General features: G+C 55.7%; 18 protein-coding genes. 12 read left to right on the top strand and 6 right to left on the bottom strand.

What is annotated here, in order from left to right; translation table 11 throughout:
- Positions 1 to 39 precede the first annotated feature (39 nt).
- From AC6I8N_RS21690 to AC6I8N_RS21660, 7 genes are read left to right on the top strand one after another with little or no spacing between them, the layout of a single operon-like run.
- Entirely contained in the window at positions 40 to 1527 is a 1488-nt protein-coding gene (locus tag AC6I8N_RS21690; protein WP_497831137.1) for an ABC transporter substrate-binding protein, read from the top strand.
- Positions 1524 to 2471: an ABC transporter permease gene (locus tag AC6I8N_RS21685; RefSeq protein ID WP_497831136.1), complete on the top strand. Its 948-nt coding sequence runs from the start codon at positions 1524 to 1526 to the stop codon at positions 2469 to 2471. The genes AC6I8N_RS21690 and AC6I8N_RS21685 overlap by 4 nt, the downstream gene beginning before the upstream one ends.
- On the top strand, positions 2468 to 3220 hold the full coding sequence (locus AC6I8N_RS21680) for an ABC transporter permease (protein ID WP_497831135.1): 753 nt from the start codon (positions 2468 to 2470) through the stop codon (positions 3218 to 3220). The genes AC6I8N_RS21685 and AC6I8N_RS21680 overlap by 4 nt, the downstream gene beginning before the upstream one ends.
- Positions 3220 to 4695, top strand: a complete 1476-nt coding sequence (locus AC6I8N_RS21675) for an ABC transporter ATP-binding protein (RefSeq protein ID WP_497831134.1) — start codon at positions 3220 to 3222, stop codon at positions 4693 to 4695. The genes AC6I8N_RS21680 and AC6I8N_RS21675 overlap by 1 nt, the downstream gene beginning before the upstream one ends.
- The gene (locus AC6I8N_RS21670) at positions 4673 to 6436 is read left to right on the top strand and encodes an ABC transporter ATP-binding protein (RefSeq protein WP_497831133.1); all 1764 of its coding nucleotides are present in this window, start codon (positions 4673 to 4675) and stop codon (positions 6434 to 6436) included. The genes AC6I8N_RS21675 and AC6I8N_RS21670 overlap by 23 nt, the downstream gene beginning before the upstream one ends.
- Positions 6427 to 8163, top strand: a complete 1737-nt coding sequence (locus AC6I8N_RS21665; protein ID WP_497831132.1) for an ABC transporter ATP-binding protein — start codon at positions 6427 to 6429, stop codon at positions 8161 to 8163. The genes AC6I8N_RS21670 and AC6I8N_RS21665 overlap by 10 nt, the downstream gene beginning before the upstream one ends.
- 12 nt (positions 8164 to 8175) lie before the next feature.
- Complete coding sequence (locus tag AC6I8N_RS21660) at positions 8176 to 9456, top strand: cytochrome P450 (RefSeq protein ID WP_497831131.1); 1281 nt, start codon at positions 8176 to 8178, stop codon at positions 9454 to 9456.
- Between the two features lie 307 nt (positions 9457 to 9763).
- Here AC6I8N_RS21660 and AC6I8N_RS21655 read toward each other — a convergent pair whose 3' ends face one another.
- The 3 genes from AC6I8N_RS21655 to malT all read right to left on the bottom strand — a co-directional run bounded on the left by AC6I8N_RS21655 (position 9764) and on the right by malT (position 14056).
- Positions 9764 to 10900: an HlyD family secretion protein gene (locus AC6I8N_RS21655; RefSeq protein ID WP_497831130.1), complete on the bottom strand. Its 1137-nt coding sequence runs from the start codon at positions 10898 to 10900 to the stop codon at positions 9764 to 9766.
- A 4-nt stretch (positions 10901 to 10904) separates the two neighbouring features.
- Entirely contained in the window at positions 10905 to 11228 is a 324-nt protein-coding gene (locus tag AC6I8N_RS21650; RefSeq protein ID WP_208725604.1) for a DUF3302 domain-containing protein, read from the bottom strand.
- 125 nt (positions 11229 to 11353) lie between these two features.
- On the bottom strand, positions 11354 to 14056 hold the full coding sequence (gene malT, locus AC6I8N_RS21645; RefSeq protein WP_497831129.1) for an HTH-type transcriptional regulator MalT: 2703 nt from the start codon (positions 14054 to 14056) through the stop codon (positions 11354 to 11356).
- A gap of 278 nt (positions 14057 to 14334) precedes the next feature.
- On the opposite strand from malT, the gene malP reads away from it, so the two are divergent.
- The gene (malP, locus tag AC6I8N_RS21640) at positions 14335 to 16722 is read left to right on the top strand and encodes a maltodextrin phosphorylase (RefSeq protein WP_497831128.1); all 2388 of its coding nucleotides are present in this window, start codon (positions 14335 to 14337) and stop codon (positions 16720 to 16722) included.
- An 8-nt stretch (positions 16723 to 16730) separates the two neighbouring features.
- A complete protein-coding gene (malQ, locus tag AC6I8N_RS21635; RefSeq protein WP_497831127.1) occupies positions 16731 to 18761 on the top strand; it encodes a 4-alpha-glucanotransferase in 2031 nt (676 codons plus the stop codon).
- A gap of 128 nt (positions 18762 to 18889) precedes the next feature.
- Here the strand turns inward: malQ and malM are convergent, their stop codons facing one another.
- The 3 genes from malM to malK all read right to left on the bottom strand — a co-directional run bounded on the left by malM (position 18890) and on the right by malK (position 22346).
- Positions 18890 to 19807, bottom strand: coding sequence for a maltose operon protein MalM (gene malM, locus AC6I8N_RS21630; RefSeq protein ID WP_497831126.1), 918 nt, complete (start codon positions 19805 to 19807; stop codon positions 18890 to 18892).
- A gap of 84 nt (positions 19808 to 19891) precedes the next feature.
- Entirely contained in the window at positions 19892 to 21193 is a 1302-nt protein-coding gene (locus AC6I8N_RS21625) for a maltoporin (protein ID WP_415175480.1), read from the bottom strand.
- A 43-nt stretch (positions 21194 to 21236) separates the two neighbouring features.
- Positions 21237 to 22346 (bottom strand): maltose/maltodextrin ABC transporter ATP-binding protein MalK, encoded by a 1110-nt coding sequence (gene malK / locus AC6I8N_RS21620; RefSeq protein WP_497831125.1) that lies wholly within the window; start codon positions 22344 to 22346, stop codon positions 21237 to 21239.
- A gap of 364 nt (positions 22347 to 22710) precedes the next feature.
- On the opposite strand from malK, the gene malE reads away from it, so the two are divergent.
- The 3 genes from malE to malG are packed head-to-tail and all read left to right on the top strand — an operon-like array spanning position 22711 to position 26394.
- A complete protein-coding gene (gene malE, locus AC6I8N_RS21615; protein ID WP_497831124.1) occupies positions 22711 to 23901 on the top strand; it encodes a maltose/maltodextrin ABC transporter substrate-binding protein MalE in 1191 nt (396 codons plus the stop codon).
- A gap of 60 nt (positions 23902 to 23961) precedes the next feature.
- Positions 23962 to 25494, top strand: coding sequence for a maltose ABC transporter permease MalF (malF, locus tag AC6I8N_RS21610; protein WP_497831123.1), 1533 nt, complete (start codon positions 23962 to 23964; stop codon positions 25492 to 25494).
- A 9-nt stretch (positions 25495 to 25503) separates the two neighbouring features.
- Positions 25504 to 26394 carry a maltose ABC transporter permease MalG gene (gene malG, locus AC6I8N_RS21605; protein ID WP_208726532.1) on the top strand — a complete coding sequence of 297 codons (891 nt, stop codon included), beginning with the start codon at positions 25504 to 25506 and terminating at the stop codon, positions 26392 to 26394.
- Positions 26395 to 26420: the final 26 nt, after the last annotated feature.

Here is a 26420-nt window from a genome sequence, read left to right as displayed (position 1 = left end):
TTTGTCCGGGCGCGTCATTCAGTTGACCCGGATGTAAACATGATGAAATTACGCCTGCCTGGGTGGTTGTTCTTCGGTGTGACAATGATTATTCCCGCCGTTCATGCTGCAACTGACCGTACTCTCCGGGTAGTGATGTTAGGCAGCCAGAGCGAAACGCTTGATTATGGACGTGCGCAAACCTATTACCCCTGGGTGGTGACTGGTAATGTCTGTGATGTGCTGGTGGCGGATAAGCAGGGCAAAACTGACTATCAATTGAGTCGCTCCATTACCCCCAATCAGGACGCCACGCGCTGGACTGTCTCACTGCGTTCCGGGGTACGCTTTTCAGATGGGTCACTGCTGACCGCTGATGATGTGTTGGCGAGTTTGCGCTTTCTGGCCGCATCTCCTGGTTTTGCCGGATTCTTCAGCGATGTTGATATGCAGGCCAGCCGTGTTATCGATGCAGAAACGCTGGAGCTGGCTCTTACCCGCCCACGCGCTGACCTGGTCACCACGGTGTTGACCGCCGCCAGCATGGTATGGAAACAGGGCCGGGGTGATGCGGCGATCCCTGTATGCAGCGGGTCTTATCAGGTCACATCCTTCAATGCGCAGAATGGCGCGCTGCTGAGTCGTAACCCATATGCCTGGCATCCTGCGGCGTGGTTTGATCATATTGAGGTTCGCCCGCTGGCCGATGCCACAGCGCGGGTCAACGCGTTACTGAGTGGTGCGGCGGACTATGCTTTTGACATTCCGGTCAGCAGCGCCCGCAGTGTGGCGGGACGTCAGGGTTGGCAAATCATCCGTAGCGGGGTGGCGAATGCCAGCGGTTACTACTTTGCCATGAACACCCGGGTGAAACCGTTTGATGATGGCGAGGTACGGCATGCACTGAAAATGCTGGTGAATCGCCAGCAGTTGCTGGATGTCGTGCTCGGCGGTTATGGATATCGCGGGAATGATGTGTTCGGCCAGGGACTCAGTGGTTTTGACAACCAACTACCACAGCGCCAGACTGATGTTGCCGGTGCGCAGGCGTTGCTGCAAAAGAAAGGCATCACGCAGCTGACCTTACTGACGGCCGAACTGACTCCAGGGCTGAACGACGCGGCAGAACTGTTGCGTCAGCAACTGGAGGACGCGGGGATATCCCTGAAGGTTGAGACGGTGGCTGCGGCTGACTATCTGGGGGATATTTCACGTCTGCATCAGGCGCAGATGTTGTCGATGTACGCGTTAAATCGTCCCTTCCTGGCGGCGATCCCGATGTTGTTCGGCCATGACAACCCCTATAACTACGGCGGCTGGTACCCGGACGATTTTGCCGCTGGCGTCGAGCAGGCGCGCAAAACGCTCGATCCGCAGCGTCAACAGCAGCAACTCAACCAGTTACAACAACAGTTGTGGCAACAAGGTCCCTATCTGCTCTGGGGTTATCGCGATCAGCTCTCGGCGGCGGTAACCCCTTTGCAAGGGGTTGAGCTGAATCAGGGGATCCCCTTATTCAGCAATGCCAGGATGGTGAACGGGCAATGATGACCAGATTTGTTCTCTGGCGCCTGTTCAGCACCTTGCTGTTGCTGTGGCTGGCGAGCATGTTGATCTTCCTTACCCTGGCGCTGGCACCCGGTGATGCCGCTGTTCAGGCTCTGGGTGAACACGCTACGCCTCAGGCGTTGCAGGCACTGCGTCACCAGTTCGGCCTTGATCAACCGATAACCATAAGATACTGGCAGTGGCTTAGCGGTCTGCTGCGCGGTGATCCTGGCGTTTCCTTTATCAGTCAGCAACCAGTGGCCAAAATTATCGGCCCGGCCGCACAGCGGAGCGGGCTGCTGGCTTTGCTGGCTGCCTGCGGGATGTTGTTGCTGGGCGGCACGGGCGGCGTACTGGCTGCGATGCATCAGGATAAATGGCAGGACCGGTTATTGTCATTCATCGCCATGAGTGGATTAAGTACCCCGGAATTTATTGTCGCCACGCTGATGATCCTGCTGTTGGCGGTTGAGGCAGGTTGGTTACCGGCGGTTTCCCTGCTGCCGCCCTCAGGCAATATCAGTGACCAGTGGTCGATTCTGGTTCTGCCTGCGCTGACCCTGGCGCTGATCAGCGGCTGTTATTTGCTGCGTATGATTCGTGCCTCACTGATCAGGCTAGCTGCCGCCCCCAATATCCTCAGCGCCCGCCTCAACGGTGTGCGCGAGCTGACGCTGGTGTCCCGCCATTTGCTGCCTCAGGCAGTCGGTCCGTTGGCGCAATTGTTTGCCGCCAGTTTGCCCTATCTGATTGGTGGTGCCGTGGTGGTGGAACGCGTATTTGGCTTTCCCGGCCTCGGCGAGTTGCTGCTGACGGCGCTAAATACTCGCGATGCCATGTTGCTCCAGGGCGTAGCAATGTTGCTGGCACTGATTACCGCCCTGTGTTGGTTAACGGCGGATATCCTGGCGGTCTGGCTCGATCCCTGGCGGAGGCGCTCGTGAGAACCGCCACTTTATTGATGATTGCCCTGATTGTCTGTAGCCCGTGGCTGGCGCCCTATAACCCTCAGCGCAGCTTGTCTTTGGCGTGGCAACTGCCGGGGGAAACCTTATGGTTAGGGAGTGATGGGTTGGGACGTGATGTATTGAGCCGTTTGCTGAGCGGTGGTCGCAATATTCTGCTTTTCCCCCTGTTGTGTGCGCTGTGCTCCTCCCTGATTGGCAGCTTGTTGGCGCTGCTGCTGGTTGCTTTACCGGATCGCGGGAGAAGGCTGGTGGTGCTCCTCGATCCGTTACTGTACATGCCCCCGTTGCTGGTGCTGATTGGGGTGATCTATGCCTTTGGCACCGGACAGGTCGCGTTACTGGTCGGGGTTACGTTACTCAATATCCCTTTCACCGTGCGTTACGTGCGTTCGCTGGCGGATCCGATCCTCGACACCGGATATGTCGAGGTGGCGCGTGCGGCAGGCGATGCGCTGCCGTTACTGTTGTGGCGCGAAGTCCTGCCGGTGATCGTTCCCGGCATTCTGACTGATGGGACCACCCGTTTAGTCGCTGCGATTTACCTGCTCGCCTCGGCCAGTTTTCTCGGCATCGCCAGTCCCGGCGGCATTGACTGGGCGTCAATGGTGCGTGATGGGTTACCCGGCCTGATGCTCAATCCCTGGGCTGCATTATTACCCGCGCTGTGTATCGCGCTGGTGGTGGTGGTGATCAGTTTGCAGACCGACCGTTGGAGCAAAAGCTGATGACGTGGATAGCGCAGGTGTCTGGGCTGACGATTTGCAACGCGCAGGGTGATGCGGTGTTGCAGGAGATAAACTTCAAGCTGGCTGCGGGAGGTACTCTGGCAATCATTGGCAGCAGTGGGGCGGGGAAAAGCACCCTTGGTCGGGCGCTGCTGGGTGATCTGGCTCCGGGACAGCGTCACGTCAGCGGGCAAATTGTCTGTTGCGGATGCGAGGTAAGGCAGGCGTCTCCTCGCCAGCTGCAACAACTCAGATTCACACATACCGCGTGGCTCGGCCAGGACCCGGCGCAGGAGCTGACCCCCACGATGACCGTGTGGCGTCAGCTCAATGAATTTTATCACGGCGATGCCAACGCTATTAGCGAGATGCTGGCCTCGCTCGGATTGCCGCAGGATAACGCCTTCCTGCAACGCTTCCCCCACCAGCTTTCGGGTGGACAACGTCGCCGGGTCGCACTGGCTCGGGTGTTATTGAAACGGCCACAGTTACTTATCCTCGATGAACCCTTTGCCGGGTTAGACCAGCGCCACCGGGAACAGATGATGGCGGAACTGCGCCAGTTACAGCGGCAATTTGGATTTGCCCTGTTGCTGATCAGCCACGAACTCAATGCTGTGACGGAGCTGGCGCAGCAGATGCTGGTGCTGCACAACGGGCAGCAGTTGGAGTATGGCGACACCCGGCAGCTTTTCGCCACCCCAAAAAGTCCGCTGCTGCGCGAATGGTTGTCTCCTGTGACGTTGTCACTCCCAGTTGCCAATCAGGAAGCGCCATTGCTGCGGGTTTCACACTGGCAGCCGGGATATTCCCGACCGACGTCATTGCCTGTGCTGGACTTCGAGCTGTCGCCAGGGCAATGCCTTGCAGTCACCGGGCCATCTGGCATTGGCAAAAGCACGCTGGCGCGATCGCTGGCCGGTTTACATCCATCCCATCACGGCGCTATCACCCTGGCCGATCAACCGTTGGCGGGTGATGTGCGCCAGCGCTCCCGCGAACAGCAGCGCGCCATCGCGCTGGTGCCACAGGATCCAGCCCATTCCCTGCACCCGTTGCGTAGCGTCGGACAGCAACTGCAACAGGCGCTTGAACGTTACCGATTATCCCAGCCGCTTAGTGTGGCAGCGCTGCTGCATCAGGTCGGATTGCCTGGCGAGTACGCCAGCCGCTTGCCACGGCAGCTCTCTGGCGGTGAACAACAGCGCGTGGCCCTGGCGCGTGCGTTGGCAGGTCAGCCGAGGCTGCTTATCTGCGATGAAGTGACGTCGGCGCTGGATGTGCTCAGCACCCGCACGATTCTGCAACTGCTGAGTCAGCTCCTGACGCAGGGCATGGCAGTACTTTTTATTACTCACGATTTACCGGCAGCCAGACAGATTTGCACCGCAAGTCTGCATCTCAGTGGTGGTGAAACTGATTCAGGCGCGGTGTTTGACAAGGAGATTTGTGATGACTTCAACCTGCGAGACTGAACCTCAGCAGGCCGGACTGCTACGACCGGTACGAGGCTGGATTACCCTGGCAGTGTTACTCCAGGTGGGTTCATCGGTGCTGGTGCTGGCCCCGCTGATTGGCCTGACAGAACTGGCACGGGTGTTGATGAGTGCGCAAGCAGACCGTGCCGCTTTAGCCTGGCATATCGTGAAAATCTCCGCGTTCTGTCTGGGCGGTGGATTGGCATTGCGTGGGTTGGCCGATCTCACGACGCACCTTGCTGACAATGCGTTCTCCTTGTGGCTGCGTCGCCAGTTAGCCCGGCGTATGGCGCACGCGCCACTCAGCTGGTTCAGTGCCAACAGCAGTGGCAGAATTAAGCAGGGGATGCAGGATGACGTAACGGCCATTCATCATCTGGTCGCGCATGCCTATCTAAATCTGGCAAACGCCGCCGCCACTATCTTGTGTGTCTATGGTTATCTGCTGTCCGTCGATTGGCGTATGACGTTGATCACGCTGATTCCGCTGCCGTTCTTTTTTCTGCTCTATCGCCAGATTATGCGTGCCAGTCAGGCCAAAATGGCGGAATACGGCCAGGAACTGGAACAGGTTAATCGCTCGGTGGTGGAGTTTGTCCAGGGCATACCAGTGGTAAAAACCTTTGGTCAGCACGGCGTTGCTCATCAGGCCTATCGCCGTGCGGTAGACAGCTTTCGCGATTTCTTTCTCGACTGGGTGCGCCCGTTGATCAAACCGGAAAGTCTCTCAGGAGTGATCATTGCGCCGATCACCTTGTTGCTGTTGGTGCTGGTTGGTGGTGTCACCTTTATTCATCTTGGCTGGATGGATATCTGGCAATTGCTGCCGTTTGCGGTGTTGGGACTGGGGATCTCGGTGCCTATTGGCACATTAAGCAACAGTGCGCAGTCTCTGCAGATGGCGAAGGGAGCTTTTACTCGTCTGGCCGGGCTACTGGCAATCCCCCAACAACAGGAGCCAGAGCGGGTAATGCTCAATGCCGGTAACCAGGTGCGTTTTGAGCGAGTCAGTTTCAGCTATGGCCCCGATCGCCAGATTCTGCGTGATATCTCACTGACGCTGGAACCCGGTACGGTGACGGCGCTGGTTGGCGCATCCGGTGCGGGAAAATCAACGCTGGCAAAGTTACTACTGCGCTTTATCGAACCAGACACTGGCCGGATTATGCTCGGGGGTGTCGATCTGGCGAATATTGCTGCCGAACATCTCTATCGTCAGATTGGCTGTGTCTTTCAGGAAGTGAGACTGCTGCGACTCAGTATCAGAGACAACATTGCGCTGGGTCATCCGCAGGCCACTGATCAACAGGTAATTGCTGCGGCGCAGGCCGCCAATATCCATCAACGCATTCTGGCGTTGCCGCGTGGGTATCAGTCGGTTTATGGCGAGGATGCCCGTTTGTCAGGCGGTGAAGCGCAGCGCTTGAGTATTGCCAGAGCGCTACTGAAGGAACCTCCGCTGCTGGTGCTGGATGAAGCCACAGCGCAGGCCGATGCGGAATCGGAAGCGGCCATTCAGGACACACTCGCCAGGCTCATTTCACAACAGGGTCAGCGCTCGTTGCTGGTGGTAGCTCACCGCCTCGCCACGGTGGTGAATGCCGACAATATCGTAGTGCTGGTGCAAGGACGTATTGTTGAACAGGGGACGCACAGCCAGCTGCTGGCTAACCAGGGTGAATACGCACGTTTGTGGCAGGCCCAGTTCTCATCATCACAGGAGGAGATATGCTGCTGACTCGTCTCTCGTCATTACTGGGCAAAGATAACGCGAAGGTTCTGCAACGTTACCTGATCCTGATGGTGCTGTTCTGTGTAGTGCAGGGCATCGTTTTTGCGATGGTCGTGCCGATCATTCAGGCGTTATTGCAGGGTGATATCGCACGGGCTACAGGATGGTTATTGCCGCTCGCGTTGGGTACGTTGCTGACCTGGTATCTCAACTACGTTGCCTCGTTGGGAGGTTTCAAGGTCGCCATCGCCCTGTTGAACACGTTACGTCACCGTATCGGTGATCATGTGGTGATGCTGCCGCTGGGCTGGTTCAGTCCCGCCAATACCAGCCAGCTTGGAGTGCTGCTCAGTCAGGGGGTGATGGAAATTCTGGGGCTGCCCGCGCATCAATTAAGTCCGTTAATGCGCGCCACCCTGACACCGCTGGTGGTGGTGATGATTACCTTGTTCTTCGACTGGCGTATTGCCCTGATTGCGCTGGTGATTTTTCCCCTGGTGGCGCTGATATACTGGTGGGCGGGCAAGCTGGGACGGGCCGCAGACGAGGCTGTTCACCATGCCACGGCGGAGGCCAGCGAACGTATGCTTGAGTTTGCACAGAACCAAATGGTGTTACGAACCCACGGTTGCGGCGAGCAGGGACATGCTAATTTTGATGCTGCCTTACTGGCGCAAAATCGGGCCAGCAAACGCCAGCTATGGCTGGTGCTGCCGCCATTACTGGCTAACTCCTGGCTGGCGCAACTCAGCTTCCTGACCTTGATGGCCAGTGTGACCTGGCTGGGACTGGCCGATAACGATCCCCAGCAATTGGTCACGTTGCTGGCGTTGTTGGTGTTGATTAACCGGGTGATTGATCCCCTTACCGAAGTGGCCGCCTATGGTTCCGGCATCCGCATGGCTTCTGCGCAGATGGATGCGGTGGAACGTGTACTGGCTGAACAGACGCTGCCGCAAACCAACGATCCGCAACCTTACAGCGGCGAGGCAAGTATTCAGCTGCACAACGTGACTTTTGGTTATCAACCTGAACGCCCAATCCTGAAAAATGTGTCGGTCACACTCCCCGCCAATACCACCACGGCACTGGTGGGCTTCTCAGGCGCGGGTAAAACCACCCTTACACGCTTGATCGCGCGTTTCTTTGATCCTGACAGCGGCAGCATCACGCTGGGGGGTACCGACCTGCGTCAGTTAAGCAGCCGCGAGCACATGGCACTGATCGCACCGGTATTTCAGGACAATTATCTGTTCAGCGGCACCCTGCGGGAAAATGTGTTGATTGGTAATCCACAAGCCAATGCAGAGGAGATTGCGCAGGCGGTCAAACTGGCGCGCCTGGACGAGCTGCTGCAACGCCTGCCTGATGGCTGGCAAAGTCAGGTTGGTGAGGGCGGCGGTCTGCTTTCTGGCGGTGAACGGCAGCGTGTCGCTATCGCTCGCGCATTGCTGAAAAACGCACCGATATTGCTGCTGGATGAAGCCACTGGCGCGCTTGATGCTGAGAATCAGGCCGCAATCACCGCCGGATTACAGTCACTGCATCATCGCTGCACATTGCTGGTCATTGCCCATCAGCTCTCGACCATCCAAAACGCAGACCAGATTCTGGTGCTGGATCAGCAGCAAATTATCGAGCAGGGCAGTCATCAGCAATTACTGGCAGCAGGCGGGCGCTATGCCGATTTCTGGCAGGCGCGTAACTGTGCTGAAGGCTGGCGTCTGCAATAAACCGGGGAGGTAATGATGTCCGAAGTGATTTTCAGCAGTGAACAGGCTGCGCAGTATTGGCCGTTGCCTGATGTGGATCTGACCAATCTGGACCTGTTCAGTCACGGATTTCCACATCACGTATTCACAGAGCTACGCCGCCATGATGGGGCTTTGTTCCATCCCCGGACAGCGCTTACGCCTGATGGTGAAGGGTTTTGGGTGTTCACTCGCTATCAGGATATTGCGCTTATCGCAAAAGACAACGACACCTTTTCCTCCGCCGGTGGTGGTGACCGGTCAGGCGGGGGCACCATGATTGAGGATTTGCCACGCGAAATGGGACCGGGGTCGGTAATCAATATGATGGATGACCCACGCCACAAGGCGCTTCGCAGGTTGATTGGCCCGGCTATCACCAATGCCCGTGTGGCGGCGATGGAGAATATACTTTTTGCCGCCGCAGGCTCGGCCGTGCAGGCCGCGCTGCAACAGGAACGTGTCGATTTTGTCTCTGCCATCGCGGCCGAGCTGCCGTTATTTGCTATCGCCAATTTAGTCGGAATTCCACATGATGACCGTCATCAGATTTTTGCGTGGATTAACGCTGTGCTGGACTATTCAGACCGTCAGTTGGGTGAAACCAGCATCAGTAGCCAGCAGGGAATGAAGAACTTTATGGCCTATGGACATAAGTTCGTCGAAGAAAAACGCCAGAATCCAGGCAGCGATATTGTGTCACTGGCCGTTACCGGCGAATTACCCAAAGGGTTGGGAAAACTGACGCCGCTGGAGCAGCTCATGGTGTTCAGCGTGGTGATGGTAGCGGGGCTGGAAACCACGCGTAACGCGATTGCTGGTGGCATTCTGGCCTTTATTCAGCATCCAGCGCAGTGGCAGCGTCTGCAACAAGATGGCAGTCTGATGAATTCAGCACTTGACGAGATTCTGCGCTGGACATCCCCTACGCCCTATAACCGTCGGACGGCAACACGCGATGTGGTTATCGGTGATCGTCTGATTCGCTGTGGAGAAAAAGTGACGTTATGGTGGGCATCTGCCAACCGGGATGAAGTGTATTATGAGCAACCTTTTGCGTTTGATATTGGCCGCCAAAAAAACCTGCATCTGGCATTTGGGGGTGGGGGACACAGTTGTCTTGGTGCCCAACTGGCAAGGCTGGAAATGCGCGTTATTTTGCGTCATCTGTTGGCGCATGTGGATGGCTTCAGCCTGGATGGTGACGTTAATTGGGTGCGCAGTAATAAACATACCGGGATTCGCAGTATGCCGGTGCGGTTTATAAAGCGTTAGCGGATTGCCATACTGTTCCCGAGAAGGAGTGCGGCTTCACGCTGGAGCAGAGTGTGATCGTGAACGCGCTGAATGATGCCGAGCCGGTAAAGATCTTTATCTGTCATGGTCACCAACATAAAGTCTGCATCCTGAGCTGAGCCTGAGGAAATTTAAGACTAGTTCAGGGACGAAATCTGTAAATTGTTCCGTACGACATTAGCGTTTTGGAGTAACAAATGGAAGTGCACATAACGTGAATTATGTTAAATACGATATCCCGTTAATCCCGGAATACCTCCTCTCCCGTAGCGGCGCCTGCTGGGTTTTAATGGTCCAGATAGAGATAATGCATCCAGCTGGTCATTCGCAGCAGCACCTTCCGCATCACCGATACGTGTGTAAAGTGATCTGAATAAACAGCAACCTGAGCAAAGATGCCATCGGGTAATGCATCCACATCAGCATTCGGTTGCAGTTCAATCACTGCCAGGACACCATCAGAGCCAGGTGTGATGGTCAGCGATTGTAGCGTCCCCTGTGCCTGATAGCTGCCGCCAGGAACTACCGGAAGAATGCTGGTCAATTTCCCGGGAAAGACCTGACCCGGAATTGCAGTAAATACCACTTCAGCTTCATCCCCCGGCTCCAGACGTAGCAATGAATTTTGTCGGAATTGCGCAATGATCTGTCGTTTTTGCTCAGGAATAAAAATCATCACTGGTCGCAGTGGCAAGGCTGCGGCATAGGTGCCGGGACGGATCAGCACCTGGGTAACATAACCATCGCTCGGCGCCCGAACGATGGTTTGGTCCAGGTTGTACTGTGCTTCCGCCAGTTGCGCGCGCAGGCTGACAATTTGTGATTGTTCTCCATTAACCGTGCTATCGAGTTGGCTTTTGATCTGCGCCTGTTCCGCCACCGAACTTTTTACCAATGCATCCTGGGCTAAGTAGTTCTGGCGCGCATGATCAATATCACTTTCCGAAAATGGATTAACCTTTGCTTTGCTTCCCTGTAAATAACGCTGGTAGTCTTTTAATAAACGGTCGCGTTCTGCTGATACATTGCTCGTATTCGCAATGGCCTCATCTAATTGACTCTTCAGCGTCTGAATATTTGAAATGGCCGTCGCTAAATCTGCCTTTAATCTGTCCACCCGCGCCTGATAACGCGTACTGTCCAGGCGAAAAAGCATCTCTCCTTTTTTAATTTCAGTGTTCGTTTTGTTGGTCACTTCTTTAACAATACCGGTGACCTGCGGCGTAACAGGAATGGATATCACCGCTTTTTGTGCCAGAGCAGTATAGGGATGGTTATAGTTCATCAACAGGATAAGTGCGCCTACCAGAAAAACGCCACCCAATGCGGCTGTTGGCACCGTCCATTTATTAACCGGTATTTTGAATAGTTTAAAAATGGCCCACGCAAACGCAACATAGGTCAAAATAATCAGTAAATCCATACGATTACTCCGCAGGAGGAGCGTTACTTATACCCTGTTTTCGCTCCAGTTCAGCAACGCGTAACTTAAGTAGTTCCAGCGAATCATTTTGACTTTGCATTCCCCAACCCCGTTCCGGGCGATACAGGGTGGCCCATATCCAGAGAAATGGCCAGATAACATGAAGCGTAAAAAGGCTCACCCAGCCAGCCACATGTATCGCATCGGCGTGAGGATGATTACGTGATTTTGCAATAAGATAAGGGATATCGTGCAGGATAATTATCCCGTAAAAAATAATAAGGAATACAAAGATCAGAACGCCCAGTGCAAAGTAGTTTAGAAACATATCTGCCTCGATATGAAACCAGTCTGCTGATAAATATAGACGTCATAACCAGGACCAGAAAGAAAGATAATAAAAAAATCACCCGCCACGCTTATTATTGGCACTGAGTTTAACGGGTTAAATCATTAAACATACCCCATCATTCTTAACATTGACTGCGCCTGATTCACCGCTTGCGAACGATGAGACACCCCTAACTTTTGATACAGATTCCGAATGTGCGTTTTAATGGTTGTTGCCGCGATCGCCAGCTCACCGGCAATCTGTTCATTGCTGTAGCCAGAATAGATCAGTCCCAGCACTTGCCATTCCCGCTGCGTTAATGGGCTGGTGCGAATGAGTTCCGGAACATCAGGATGATTTAACAAACGGCTGACAAAACCCTCATCAAAATGAGCAAATTTATGGCGGTGATGTTTATTCAGTTCATCAAGGATACGTCGCGCCCGGTGGTTATCCAGTTCATCCAGAATATTGAGCTGAATCAGTTGCCGCAATTGCTGCGCCATCATCTCCCCCTCAATAACAAAATGGCTGACAAAACCCGTGCTGCGGGCCAACTTCAGGGCTTCAATTAAGGTTCGCTGTGCATCAACTTTGCGATCGGTTTGCCAGTAGATTTGGTTCATCAGAAGCAAATTGCGGTTCAAATCACTCATCAATCGTAGTGCGCGTGCGTTGTCATTCAATTCATCCAGCACCACCTCTGCCTGCGTCATATTACCCGACATGATCTGTGCTCGTGCCACGTTACGCCACTGGCCTTGCAGAAAATGATTATTGGCGAACGCCGGTTTCGCCGTCTGACGCATCCAGGTATTGGCGCTTTGTTTATCCCCGGTCATCTGCCAGTAAATCACCCGTACCTCGTCAGCATTGGCGATCCAGTCACTGTGCCAGTTACCGTTATTCAGCAGGTTTTCCAGCCGATTCAGGTGACTGCGGGCATTATCCAGATTGCCCCGCGCCAGCGAGCATTGTGCCAGCAGGCCCAGGCACTGAATTTGTTGCTGCTGCTGATACCCTTTCAACACCCGGATACCCGCGCGAGCCGCCTGCTCGGCCTCATCCAGCCGCCCCCATGCCCACATCAGTTGCGCGCGGATGCGTAACAGGAACTCATGTAGAGGAAATTGCGCCAGGTGTTGTTCATTCACCAACACAAACGCCCGCTCCTGTGTCTCATACGCGCCCTGCAAAAAACCCTGAGCAAACAGAATTTCACTCTGTTGAATCAGGCTCCACAGCGCGTAGTGCCAGGTTTCGTCACGTCGCGCCATTTGCTCCGTCTGACGCATCAGCTTTAATGAATTAACCAGGTCGCCTTTACAATGCATCACTTCACCCAGCACCGACGTGGCGACAATACGGCTGTAATAACAACTTTCAGGCAGGCTCTCCAGCGCCAGCATCGCCAGATGTTCCGCTTCCTCGGCGTTGCCATTGTTGATGGTGACCTGGGCACGAACCGCGTTAAATTCCCCGCGTAATGCCTCGTCGATATCGCGACAACACGCCGCTTCAAAGCGTGCCAGCAGGCTGTTAACCTCATAAAAACGATGCTGACTTTGCATCAACCACGCCTGTAATAACACCAGCCGAGGATTCTCCAGCAACGTCTCCCACGGCAAGGTTTTGAGCGATGCCTCGAGCAGTGTTAATTCGCTCTGATTAAACAGCGTCCAGGCATGGACGAGTAACACATCACGTAACATCCCTGCATCACCGGACGCCAGCGCATGATGAATAGCTTCGCGCGGGTACCCCTGCGCCATCCAGCTTTCTGCGGCGGCGCGATGAATAGCGGGCAACTCGGCGGCAAGTTCCCACTGACAACGCAGCCGCAAAAAACTGCCAAACAACGGATGATAGCTAAACCATTGCCCGGAATTATCCATACGTTGTAAAAACAACCCCTGCCGCTCGATCTCTTCCAGCCGCATCTGTCCGTTCTCTTCCCCGGTAACGCAAGTAATCAGCGCATCGTTCATGGAACGCAGCAGCGCACTTTTCAGCAGAAAATGACGTGTGGCGACGTCAACGTTGTCGAGCACCTCCTCCACCAGATAATCCGAAAGATGGCTGGCGTTGATGCCAGAAAGGCGACGCGCAGAATCCTGGGCGGAGCTGGCCCCCTGACGGGCGGAGAGCGCAATCAACTGCAAGGCAGTGGCCCAGCCTGCTACGTCATCACACAGTTGGTTGCTCTCTTCACAGGCGAGCGGTGCCGTCAGACGCCCATCAAAAAACTGCTTCGCCTCCTGATGGGTAAAGGCCAGCTGCTGGCTACTCAGTTCAATCATTTGTTCACGTACCCGCAGATTGGCGATACCCAGTTGCGGCAAATTACGTGACAGCAGAACCACCGTGAGATTGTCGGGTTGATGGCGCAAAAAGAAGCGCATTGCCTCATGAATGGCGGGATTAGTGATGTGATGATAATCATCGACAATCAGCCACAGCGGTTTTTGCCACTCCGTCAGCTCAATAAACAGTTGCGCAAATAATGCATTGAGGTTCATGTACTGACGCTTTTGTGCCAGCAACTCGCTGCGGGGACACCCCCCTTGCGTAGCTTGTTGCAACGCAGCGATCAGATAATCAGCAAAAGGTTCGGGATGATTATCCCCCTCGTCCAGTGAATACCACCCCAGATTGCTTTGGTCCGCCGCCCACTGTGAAACCAGCGTGGTCTTACCGTAGCCTGCGGGGCTGGTCACCAACACCAGCCGATAATTACCGGCTGCGGTGAGTTTTTGCAGCAGGCGGTCACGCGTGACGGTGCTTTCCAGACGGACAGGGCGACTGAGTTTCGAGGGTATTAACATAGACGCATGCATCTCCCTTACATTTAGCGATTATTTTTTTACGCTTCGAAATTATTATTCACACAACTTCGATTATTCGCGGAGTGATTGCAAGCAAACTCATTAAGTAATCTTTACAAAAGCGGCAGTTATCACATTCCTGACACACTTTCAGATTCCCCTCACCCTCTCCACCCTGCTTATCCTCCCTGGTGAATTTACCGCAGGAGGAGGAGCGTATAGCCAGCCACAGGCACACTGGCGGGCAGACTTTATTCGCTCTCACAGGACATCCGGTTATGACACAGCTTTTTGATCGTTCACGTTTTATGCAATCCCTCACCCGCCAGTGGCAACGTTTTGGTTTACGCGATGCACGCGACATGACACCACATCAGTGGTGGCATGCCCTGAGTGGTGCACTGGCCGATATGCTGGCTGATCTTCCCGCTCACGCCCGCAGCACACCTCAACGTCACGTTAACTATCTCTCGATGGAATTTCTGCTTGGGCGTCTGACCGGGAACAACTTGCTGAATCTGGGATGGTATGACGCCGTTAACGATGCGCTGAAACAGTGGGACATTAATCTGAGTGAGGTGCTGGAATGTGAAACCGATCCGGCATTGGGCAACGGTGGGCTGGGCCGTCTGGCTGCCTGTTTTCTTGACTCGATGGCCACCGTGGGACAACCGGCAATCGGCTATGGCCTGAATTATCAATATGGCCTGTTTCGCCAGCGTTTTGTCGAAGGTAAGCAACAGGAACTGCCGGATGACTGGCAGCGCGATCGCTATCCGTGGTTTAGCCATAACGCCGCGTTAAACGTCACGGTTGGCATTGGTGGCAAGGTGATCAATACACGTTGGCAACCGGCGTTCCTGTTGCAGGGTGAAGCCTGGGATTTGCCGGTGGTCGGTTTTGAAAATGGCATCACGCAACCGCTGCGTCTGTGGCAGGCAAAGCATGCACAGCCTTTCGACCTGCAACGCTTTAACGATGGCGACTTTTTACGTGCCGAGCAACCCGGCATTGATGCCGAGAAACTGACCAAGGTTCTCTACCCCAACGACAATCATGCAGCAGGCAAAAAGCTCCGTCTGATGCAGCAATATTTTCAGTGTGCCTGCTCGCTGGCGGACATCCTGCGTCGCCACCATCAGGCCGGACGCCCCATCGCCACGTTGCCGGATTACGAAGTGATTCAGCTCAATGACACCCACCCCACACTGGCGATCCCTGAGCTGATGCGTCTGTTGCTGGATGAGCATCAGATGGATTGGGAACAGGCCTGGCAGATCACCCGCCGCACCTTTGCTTACACCAACCATACGCTGATGCCGGAAGCGCTGGAGTGCTGGGACGTGCGTATGGTACGCGCCCTACTGCCGCGCCATATGATGATCATCAACACCCTCAATACCCAGCTTAAAAAGCAGGTCGATGCGCGCTGGCCGGGCGATGACGCGTGCTGGGCGAAGCTGGCGCTGGTGCATAACAACCAACTGCGGATGGCAAACCTCTGCGTGGTGGGCGGCTTCGCAGTGAACGGCGTCGCGGCGATGCATTCACAACTGGTGGTGCAGGATCTGTTTCCTGAATATCACAGCTTGTGGCCGGAGAAATTCCATAACGTCACCAACGGTATCACCCCCCGGCGTTGGATTAATCAATGCAACCCGTCACTGGCGCGGCTTATCAGCGACACCTTAGCGCAACCCTGGATCAACAATCTGGATGCGTTGCAGGGCCTCGAAGCCTTTGCCGATGATGCCGACTTCCGCGCGCACTATCGTGCCATCAAGCAACACAATAAAGTTGAGCTGGCGCATTGGGTTCTGGCGCGCACCGGCATCGCTATTAATCCTGAAGCGATGTTTGACGTGCAGATTAAGCGTCTGCATGAATACAAACGCCAACACCTGACATTGCTGCACATCATCGCGTTGTGGCAGACGCTGGTGAGCGATCCGCAGGCGAATCTCGCGCCGCGTGTGGTGTTGTTTGGTGCCAAAGCTGCACCGGGCTATGCACTGGCGAAAAACATCATCTACGCCATCAACAAAGTGGCGCACGTCATCAATCACGACCCGCGTGTCGGTAACCGGTTGAAGGTGGTGTTCATCCCCGACTACAACATCTCGGTGGCGGAGCGCCTGATCCCTGCCGCCGATCTTTCTGAGCAGATCTCCACCGCCGGAAAAGAAGCGTCCGGCACCGGCAATATGAAGCTGGCGTTGAACGGCGCTCTGACCATCGGCACGCTTGACGGGGCAAATGTCGAGATTGCGGAGCAGGTTGGCAGCGAAAATATTTTTATCTTCGGTCACACCGTTGAACAGGTTAACGCGTTGAAAGCACAGGGTTACGCTCCCGCCGTGTGGCGCAAGAAGGATCGTCAGCTCGATCAGGTGCTGAAGGCGCTGGAAGATGGCACCTTTAGCGATGGCGATACCCACGCCTTTGCCGAATTGCTGCACAGCCTTAACGCGCAGGGCGGCGATCCATATCTGGTGCTGGCTGACTTCCGTCACTACCTGAAGGCTCAGGAACAGGCGGAAACGTTGTGGGCCGATCAGGAAGGCTGGACGCGTGCCGCGATCCTGAACACCGCGCGTTGCGGCATGTTCAGCTCCGATCGGTCGATCCGTGATTATCAGCAACGTATCTGGCAGGCGGAACGCTGAGGAATCCGATGAAACCACACAATCTCATCGCGCTGGATTACATCGATGCCCACGGCCAGTCGCAAACTATTTCCGCCGATACCCGCCAGCGCCTGCTGGCGGCCATGCAACCCGCTGTTGCTGAGCGAGCGCCGTTACCCGCCGTGAGGGTGTTTCAGCACGGTCAGCCGCTGGAGTTATCACCAACCCTGACCGGTCCGGCGCTCTGGCGGCTGCAAAGCGAAAGCGGCGATGAGTGGTCAGGACAATGCGTCCCGGACCAATCGCTACGTTTACCCGTTTTACCAGAGGGATATCATCAGCTTACGCTGTCATCAGCCGGCAACAGCTTTAACTGCAAGATTATCGTGACACCGTCACGTTGTTATGAGCCGGGCGAACTGCTGAACGGTGAATCGCTGTGGGGAGCCTGCGTCCAGCTCTATACTCTGAGATCAGAGCATAACTGGGGCATCGGTGACTTTGGCGATTTGAAACTGATGCTTCAGCAAGTGGCGCAGCGTGGCGGTGCCTTCATTGGTCTGAATCCCCTGCACGCCCTGTTTCCGGGGATGCCGGAGAGCGCCAGCCCTTACAGCCCCTCATCACGCCGCTGGTTAAATGTTATTTATATCGACGTGAATGCGGTGGACGATTTTATCCGGAGCGAGGATGCACAACGCTGGTGGCAATCCCCCGCGACGCGGCAGATATGGCAGGACGTGCGTGCCAGCGACTGGGTGGATTATCGTGCCGTAACGCAACTCAAACTGACCGCGCTGCGTCTCGCCTGGACACATTTCTGCCAGCGCGACCTGGCCGATCCCGACGTCAATGCCTTTGAAGCCTTCGTCACCGCCGGCGGTGAAAGTTTGCAACTTCAGGGGGTGTTCGATGCGCTACATGCGGCGTTGCTGGCGCAGGACGAGGGTAATTATGGTTGGCAGGTGTGGCCGCAGGTCTGGCAGCATCCTGACAGCGCAGCGGTACGCGCCTTTCGTATTGAACACAGCGATGAGGTGAATTTTTACCTGTGGCTCCAGTGGCTGGCCGCCCGCCAGTTTGCCGCCTGCTGGGAGGTGTGCCAGCAACAGCAAATGCCAATCGGGTTATACCGTGACCTGGCGGTGGGGGTGGCACAAGGTGGCGCGGAAACCTGGGGCGATCGCCATCTGTATTGTTTACAGGCCAGCGTTGGCGCTCCACCGGATATTCTTGGCCCGCTTGGTCAGAATTGGGGATTGCCGCCGATGGACCCGCAAGTAATGCAGGCGCGAGCCTATCAACCCTGGATTACCCTGCTGCGGGCGAATATGCGCGACTGCGGGGCATTGCGCATTGATCATGTGATGGCGCTGCTGCGTCTGTGGTGGATCCCGCGCGACGGCAACGCGGCCCAGGGTGCCTATGTCCACTATCCGATTGACGACCTGCTGGCCATCCTGGCGCTCGAGAGCCAGCGTCATCGCTGTATGGTGATTGGCGAAGATTTGGGAACCGTGCCGGACGCGATTATTGGCAAACTGCGTGACGCCGGGGTGTATTCCTACAAAGTGCTTTATTTTGAGCAAACCTCGGCAACGGGTTTTCGCCCACCGCGCCAATGGCTGCGTCAGGCGATGGCGGTCGCCACCACCCATGATATGCCGACGCTGCGTGGCTGGTGGCAAAGTGATGACCTGACGACCGGCAGCAAATTGGGGCTGTATCCTGACAAAATTATCCTCGCCGGGTTGCATCAACAGCGGCGGGCGGCTAAACAGGCGCTGGTGCGCAGCCTGCGCCGTACTGGCTACCTGGCGAAATTTACCCGTCAGACCGTGATGAACACCACGCTGAACCATGCAATGCACGGCTTTCTGGCCGACAGCCGCAGCGCCTTGCTTGGACTGCAACCCGAGGACTGGCTGGATATGGCCACACCGGTGAATATACCGGGCACCACCGATCAGTATCCCAACTGGCGGCGTAAATTGCGCGTCACGCTGGAAACGCTGTTTCGTGATGCGCAGGTCAATGCTTTGCTGGCGGATATCCACCAGCGGCGGCAGATCAGTTAGTTTGCGCGATAAATCGCGCCGCTACGGGCCGTTCCGTAGCGGCGTGATTTATCACGCGATTATTGCACGCATAAAAAAGGTGCGCCGTAGCGCACCAGGTGGGGCAACTCAGCACTGCCGGGGTAACATCACCCCTTGCCTTTAACACTGCTGATAAACGTTGGCCGTGCGGTGGTTGATCCCAGCCGTTCGGCCTCATCCAGCAGTTTGAGCGCTTTATCAATGTTGCCCTGCTCAACCGCATGGCGGATGTTCTGATTAAAGTAGCTCTCGGTGTCATTCATAATCGGCGCGCTTTTTGGTGCAGGTGACGTTGTCACAACGGCTGGCGTTGCCGCCTGGGTACTGCCGACCATCACCGGTGCCGGGCCGGACGAACCAAACAACGGCCCCACCAGGATTGACGAGCCAGAACTGGTTTTGACTTTCAGCTTCAGCGTACCGGTGCCGGTGTGGCGCGCGATCGGATCAGGAATATCAGGTATCGCGTTGCTGGTGCCTTTGGCATACGCCTTGGCCGGGTCCAGCAACGTGGTGGTTTGCGTCAGATCCTGCTCGGTAGTAAACACCAGCAAGTAAATCTTGCGCTGGCCGGGCACCGGCGTCAGCTTCATCAACCCTTCCAGTCGGTCCGGTGTCATCACACCCGGTTGCTGATAGGTAAAGAACTTACTCGGAAACCAGGCAGCGGGACGCAGGTTTTCATCCAGCACCAGAACGTTCGGTGCGAACACCTGATTGTTTTCCACCTCGCTGGTTAAAGTGACGTTCAGTTCACCGATATTGGCAGGCAGGCTATAGGCTGCCACCGCGCCCGTTACCCCGGCAGCACCGGTCGGGATAGCGCTGTTCGACAACTTGCTGACCTGAGTGCGCGAAGCATCTACCGGGAGCCAGCTCAATTGTTGCAGGCTGGCGGTTGGGAATGTCGGTGCCGCAGAGAGATCCTGGGGCACGAGGGTGATATCGGCATAGGCTGGCAGACTTTGCCCCGCCAGCAGCGCAGCACTCAGGCAGAGCGCCGCCAGTGTTTTTGTCATTTTCATTGTTTTGGCCTTATGAGCAGATCAGCAGCGACGGAACCAGGCAATGGCCGTCGCTGCCGAATAAACGATCGATAAACTAGCGAATTACCACCAAATCTCCATCTGCGCACCAAACGTCCACTCGTCGTTATTACCGCGACTGTTGGTCAGGATGCCGTTACCGCTGCTATCCGCTGCGGCAAAAGAGGTGATATCGCCAGAGGAGTCTTTGGTGTAGCCCCACTTCTCATCCCATTTGGCGTAGGTCGCGAACAGACGCAGCGCCGGACGCGACCAGATGCTGTCGCCAGCCTGCCATTGTTGCGCGAGGGTGATTTTGTACTGACCGTTGCGCTCATTCGCCTGTTGTGACTTGACGTTGTCGTAGCCCACTTCCAGCAAGGTGCTCATGATCGGCGTCCATTTGTACATCGGACGCACACCCACGGTGTACCATTCGGTACCACGGTTATTGTCGAGATCAATGTCCTGGTACATGGCGACGTACATCAGATCCCAACGATCCGCCAGCGAAATCGCCCCGTGGTCGAGGATCCGGTACATATTACCGTTGTTATTCAGGCTGGTGCCCTGTGGCAGCCCTTTGCCTTGTGAGGTCATGGCATCGGAGGCGTATTGCAACACAAACTTGTTGTAGCCCTTCAGCATGCTTTGGGTATGTTCAGCTGTGAACATCCAGCCATCTTTTGACGCGCCATTTTCCAGATGGTAGCCATCACGCTCATTGGCACGTCCGTAATCAACACCCAGTTCCAGTACGCCATTCGGGTTAGTTTGCAGCCCCGCCAGACGGATATCGAACACATCGTTGGCCGTGGCGGTGGCGTAATCACGCGTTTGATCGCTGGAGAAGGTGTAAGAACCGCCGGATTCTGACGAACGCGTGGCAGCGAAGGAGAGTTTGCCAAAACCGAGATCAACATCTTCCAGACCCGCGCCCGGACCGGAGATATCCCAGTAGTAGAAGTCGATCATATGGACGTCATGGCGTTGATAGAAGCGCTTACCGGCCCACATGGTGGCGCCTGGCAGGGCATCAATCAGGTTTTTGCCTTTGACGTTGGCTTCACGGAACGCCGGGGAGGTCGCTTCCCAGTCGTTTTGCTGTGATACCGAATAGGCCACGTTAGTGTCGAAATAGAAGCTCTTATCACCCTCTTTCCACACTTCCTGGCCCAGTTTCAATTCAGCGTAGGTTTCGCATTCGTTACCCAGACGGTATTTGCTTTGCGCACCGGTTGCCTGAAAACATTGTTGTTCACCACCACTGCCGGTCCAGCCGATGCCGGAACGGGCATAGCCGGTGAAATCCACCGCCATCGATGGGGCAGAGAGCGTACCCGCCGCGATGGCAACCGCGAGAGGGAGTTTGCGCAGAGTTAACATGTTTTTATCTCCTGAGGTCATTGCTTTTCTTGTTTTTACGGGGCTAAACACCAGGCTCCTGATGCAGCCTGCGACAGGCGCTGCCATCTTCACGGAACAGATGGCAACGTTCTGGCGGCAGGCCAATGCCCATCAGGGCGCCCTCTTCTACCAGCACCACGTCTTCCTGGCGGTAAACCAGGTTCTGACGGATGGCGGGGATTTGGATGTGAATTTGCGTTTCAAAACCGAGTTGCTCGACCACCTGCACCTCACCTTCGAGGGTGACATCGGCGATATCGCTGGAAATCAGATGTTCGGGACGAATGCCTAACGACATGTTGCTACCCACCTGCACCCCGGCACTGTCCACCGGCAACCACACCAGTTGATCGTTGGGCAGCCGTACCTGAACCTGCTCAATCGAGGTCGCGGTGACTTTCACCGGCAGAAAATTCATCTTGGGGGAGCCAATAAAACCGGCGACAAAGCGGTTGGCGGGATAGTGATAAAGCTCAAGTGGACGACCGACCTGGGCGACGCGTCCGGTGTCCAGTACCACGATTTTGTCAGCCAGCGTCATGGCTTCGACTTGATCGTGGGTGACATAAATCATGGTGCGTTTCAGTCGCTTATGCAGACGGGAAATCTCAATGCGCATCTGCACACGCAGTGCCGCGTCGAGATTGGATAACGGTTCATCCAGCAAAAACACGCGGGGTTCAGCCACCAGCGTACGACCAATGGCGACACGTTGACGCTGCCCGCCGGAGAGCGCTTTGGGGCGGCGGTCGAGCAGATGCGCCAGTTGCAACACCTCCGCCACCTGATTTACCCGTTGTTGAATCTCCGCCTTTTTCACCCCGGCCAGTTTCAGGCCGAAGGACATATTTTCCGCCACGGAAAGATGGGGATAGAGGGCGTAGGACTGGAACACCATGCCAACGCCACGTTCGGCAGGCGGTACATCATTCATGCGTTGATCACCAATCAACAACTCGCCGCGGGTGATGGTTTCCAGCCCGGCGATCATGCGCAGTAGCGTGGATTTACCACAGCCTGATGGGCCGACAAACACCACGAACTCCCCTTCACCGATCTCCAGATTGATATCTTTCGATACCTCGGTGTCGCCCCAGGTCTTAGTGACATTGCGTAACGCGACGCTCGCCATGATGCTTTTCCTCTCAGCTTGCTAATCCTTGCCCGTATCACGGCGGGCAGACTCCGGCGACCACTATGGGCAAGGCTGACGCCGGTAACATCCTCCACACCAGGCGGATTTATGGGGGAGGAGACGGGAGGAGGAGAGCATGGCTGACAGTCAGGGGTGACGGGGCCGCCAGGCATTTTTGTGATCGGCAATACAAACTGACAGCGCCATTTTTGTGCGCCAGACCGTGATAACCGGGCAGTTTTGCAACGGCGATCACATTGGACGCGCGACAGGCGTAGAGGGGAGGAGGATGAGAACGCAACCTGAATCCACACAATGTGGCGACAACAGAAATTTTCGTTACCGCTAACAGGATGGAGTTATGACGATGAAAACCGGCGCACGCATTCTCGCCTTATCAGCCCTTTCTGCCGTTTTATTTTCGGCAACCGCGATGGCAAAAATCGAAGAAGGAAAACTGGTCATCTGGATCAACGGCGATAAAGGCTATAACGGCCTGGCTGAAGTGGGGAAAAAGTTTGAGCAGGAGACCGGCATCAAGGTGACGGTGGAACACCCGGACAAAATGGAAGAGAAATACCCGCAGGTGGCGGCGACCGGTGACGGCCCGGATATCATCTTCTGGGCGCACGACCGGTTTGGCGGTTATGCCGAATCGGGCCTGCTGGCGGAAATCACCCCGGATAAAAATTTTCAGGAAAAACTCTTCCCGTTCACCTGGGACGCGGTGCGTTTCAATGGTAAGTTGATCGGTTACCCAATTTCAGTTGAAGCCCTGTCGCTGATTTATAACAAGGATTTATTGCCCTCCCCGCCCAAAACCTGGGAAGAGATCGCCGCGCTCGACAAGCAAATGCGTAAACAAGGCAAAAGCGCTCTGATGTTCAACCTCCAGGAACCCTACTTCACCTGGCCGCTGCTGGCGGCAGGCGGTGCCTACGCCTTTAAATACGCCGACGGCCATTACAACGTGAAAGACGTGGGTGTCGATAACGCCGGGGCAAAAGCCGGTTTGCAGTTCCTGGTGGATCAGGTCAAAACCAAAACCCTCAATGCCGATACCGACTACTCCATCGCGGAAGCGGCGTTTAACAAGGGCCAGACCGCCATGACCATTAACGGTCCCTGGGCATGGAGCAATATTGACAAAAGCGGCATCAAATATGGCGTCACCCTGCTGCCGACACTGAATGGCAAGCCGTCGAAAGCCTTTGTCGGCGTGTTGAGTGCCGGGATCAATGCTGCCAGCCCGAACAAAGAGCTGGCAAAAGAGTTTCTCGAAAACTATCTGCTGACCGATACCGGACTGGAGGCGGTGAATAAAGACAAACCGCTGGGTGCCGTGGCGCTCAAATCCTTCCAGCAGCAGCTCGAGAAAGATCCGCGTATTGCCGCCACCATGAGTAACGCCCAGAACGGCGACATTATGCCGAACATCCCGCAGATGGCGGCCTTCTGGTACGCGATGCGCACCGCCACGCTTAACGCCCTGAGCGGCCGTCAGACGGTTGACGCCGCGCTGAAAGATGCCAAAGCACGTCTGAATAAGTAATTTCCACTCGCCGGGCCGGGGCAATCCGGCTCGTCACTGGCTGTTAAGGAAAACCGGATCATGTCAGGAAAACCGCAAACGGGAAGCACGTTGCTGAAGGGCCTTCTCGTCGGGATCTGCTGTCTGCTGGTCGGCTACCTGTTGGTGCTGATGTATATCCAGGGTGAATATCTGTTTGCCCTGATTTCGCTGGTTATCAGTGCGCTTGGTATCTGGATCTATGCCAACCGCCGTGCGTATGCCTGGCGCTATGTTTATCCCGGTATCGCCGGGATGGGTTTGTTTGTGCTGTTCCCGCTGGTTTGTACCGTCGCCATTGCGTTTACCAACTACAGCAGCACCAACCAACTGACGCTGGAACGCGCACAGCAGGTGTTGCTGAGTCGCCAGTATCAGGACGGCGCTGGGTTAAATTTCAACCTGATTGCGGCAGGTGACCGCTGGCAGCTGGTACTGACCGAGACCGATAGCGGCCAAACCTACGTTTCAGCGCCGTTTGCCTTCGGGGGTGAACAGTCACTGAAATTCACGGTCGCCACGCCGCCTGCCGGTGAACGTGCCAATTTGCGTGTTATCACCGCCCATCGTCAGGCGCTCAGTCAAATCCATGCGGAACTGCCGGATGGACGTCAACTGGTGATGAGTTCCCTGCGCCAGTTTTCCGGTACACGCCCGCTTTATCTGCTGAGTGATGATGGGCGGTTGAAAAACCAACAAAGCGGCGTCTTCTATCGCGCCAACGGGCTGAGTGGTTTTTATCAGAGCGTCAATGCCGACGGTAGCTGGGGCAGCGAGAAACTCAGTCCCGGGTTTACGGTAAATACCGGCTGGAAAAACTTTATCCGCGTCTTTACCGATGAAGGGATCCAAAAACCATTCCTGGCGATCTTCGGCTGGACGTTGATCTTTTCGCTGCTGACCGTGGTGCTCACGGTCGCTGTGGGGATGGTGCTGGCCTGCCTGGTGCAGTGGGAAGCCTTGCGCGGCAAAGCGGTCTACCGCGTGATGTTGATCCTGCCGTATGCCGTTCCGGCATTTATCTCGATCCTGATCTTTAAAGGATTGTTTAACCAGAGCTTCGGCGAAATCAACGTGATGCTTAAGGCGCTGTTTGGCTTTCAACCTGCGTGGTTCAGCGATCCGACGCTGGCGCGCGCCATGCTGGTGATCGTCAATACCTGGCTGGGCTATCCCTACATGATGATCTTGTGCATGGGGCTGTTAAAAGCGATCCCGGACGATCTTTATGAAGCCTCAGCGATGGACGGGGCCGGGCCGTTGCAGAATTTCTTTTTGATCACCCTGCCGTTGTTACTGAAGCCGTTGATGCCGCTCATGATCGCCAGCTTTGCCTTTAACTTTAATAACTTCGTACTGGTGCAATTGTTAACTAATGGTGGCCCCGACCGGCTTGGCACCACCACTCCGGCGGGTTACACCGACCTGCTGGTTAACTACACCTGGCGTATCGCCTTTGAAGGCGGCGGTGGTCAGGACTTTGGTCTGGCGGCGGCGATAGCCACCCTGATCTTCCTGCTGGTGGGCGCACTGGCGGTGATTAACCTGAAAGCCGTGCGGATGAAATTCGATTAAGGAGACGTTATGGCGATGGTACAACCCAAATCGCAGAAATTGCGCCTGCTGCTGACGCATCTGGTGTTGCTGGCCTTTATCGCGGCAATCCTGTTCCCGCTGCTGATGGTGGTGGCGATCTCGCTACGTGCCGGAAACTTTGCCACCGGGAGTTTGATCCCGGATCAGGTGTCGTGGGAACACTGGCGGCTGGCGCTCGGTTTCAGCGTCGAGCACGCCGATGGCAGCGTGACGCCCCCGCCCTTCCCGGTGCTGCTGTGGCTGTGGAACTCGGTCAAAATTGCCGGTATCAGCGCACTCGGCATCGTGGCGCTCTCCACCACCTGTGCGTATGCCTTTGCCCGTATGCGCTTCACCGGTCGCGCCAGCCTGTTGAAAGGCATGCTGATCTTCCAGATGTTTCCGGCGGTGTTGTCGCTGGTGGCGCTTTACGCGTTGTTTGATCGTCTGGGCCAGTACCTGCCGTTCCTCGGCCTGAATACCCACGGTGGCGTGATCTTTGCCTATCTGGGGGGCATCGCCCTGCACGTCTGGACCATCAAAGGCTATTTCGAAACCATTGACGGTTCGCTGGAAGAGGCCGCCGCCCTGGATGGCGCGACGCCGTGGCAGGCGTTTCGTCTGGTGTTACTCCCGCTGTCGGTGCCGATCCTGGCGGTGGTGTTTATCCTCGCCTTTATTGCAGCCGTTACCGAGGTGCCAGTGGCTTCGTTGCTGTTGCGCGATGTCAACAGCTACACGCTGGCGGTGGGGATGCAGCAATATCTCAATCCACAGAACTACCTGTGGGGCGACTTCGCCGCTGCGGCGGTGCTTTCCGCCATCCCGATTACGCTGGTGTTTCTGCTGGCGCAGCGCTGGCTGGTCAGCGGGCTGACCGCCGGGGGAGTCAAGGGTTAAGACTTCATCATTGTGTTGCCACTGCT

This window comes from Pantoea sp. X-Soil-TKNS-1279 (assembly GCF_059730565.1).
This window is presented reverse-complemented; position numbering and strand designations above follow the sequence as displayed.

Excerpts from the sequence above, each read along its gene's own strand:
- AC6I8N_RS21690 (WP_497831137.1), top strand. The coding sequence starts at position 40 with ATGATGAAATTACGCCTGCCTGGGTGGTTGTTCTTCGGTGTGACAATG.
- AC6I8N_RS21655 (WP_497831130.1), bottom strand. The coding sequence starts at position 10,900 with ATGGATTTACTGATTATTTTGACCTATGTTGCGTTTGCGTGGGCCATT.
- malF (WP_497831123.1), top strand. The coding sequence starts at position 23,962 with ATGTCAGGAAAACCGCAAACGGGAAGCACGTTGCTGAAGGGCCTTCTC.
- AC6I8N_RS21665 (WP_497831132.1), top strand. The coding sequence starts at position 6,427 with ATGCTGCTGACTCGTCTCTCGTCATTACTGGGCAAAGATAACGCGAAG.
- AC6I8N_RS21670 (WP_497831133.1), top strand. The coding sequence starts at position 4,673 with ATGACTTCAACCTGCGAGACTGAACCTCAGCAGGCCGGACTGCTACGA.
- AC6I8N_RS21675 (WP_497831134.1), top strand. The coding sequence starts at position 3,220 with ATGACGTGGATAGCGCAGGTGTCTGGGCTGACGATTTGCAACGCGCAG.
- AC6I8N_RS21625 (WP_415175480.1), bottom strand. The coding sequence starts at position 21,193 with ATGTTAACTCTGCGCAAACTCCCTCTCGCGGTTGCCATCGCGGCGGGT.
- AC6I8N_RS21685 (WP_497831136.1), top strand. The coding sequence starts at position 1,524 with ATGATGACCAGATTTGTTCTCTGGCGCCTGTTCAGCACCTTGCTGTTG.
- malM (WP_497831126.1), bottom strand. The coding sequence starts at position 19,807 with ATGAAAATGACAAAAACACTGGCGGCGCTCTGCCTGAGTGCTGCGCTG.
- malE (WP_497831124.1), top strand. The coding sequence starts at position 22,711 with ATGACGATGAAAACCGGCGCACGCATTCTCGCCTTATCAGCCCTTTCT.
- malK (WP_497831125.1), bottom strand. The coding sequence starts at position 22,346 with ATGGCGAGCGTCGCGTTACGCAATGTCACTAAGACCTGGGGCGACACC.
- malG (WP_208726532.1), top strand. The coding sequence starts at position 25,504 with ATGGCGATGGTACAACCCAAATCGCAGAAATTGCGCCTGCTGCTGACG.
- malP (WP_497831128.1), top strand. The coding sequence starts at position 14,335 with ATGACACAGCTTTTTGATCGTTCACGTTTTATGCAATCCCTCACCCGC.
- malQ (WP_497831127.1), top strand. The coding sequence starts at position 16,731 with ATGAAACCACACAATCTCATCGCGCTGGATTACATCGATGCCCACGGC.
- AC6I8N_RS21650 (WP_208725604.1), bottom strand. The coding sequence starts at position 11,228 with ATGTTTCTAAACTACTTTGCACTGGGCGTTCTGATCTTTGTATTCCTT.
- malT (WP_497831129.1), bottom strand. The coding sequence starts at position 14,056 with ATGTTAATACCCTCGAAACTCAGTCGCCCTGTCCGTCTGGAAAGCACC.
- AC6I8N_RS21660 (WP_497831131.1), top strand. The coding sequence starts at position 8,176 with ATGATGTCCGAAGTGATTTTCAGCAGTGAACAGGCTGCGCAGTATTGG.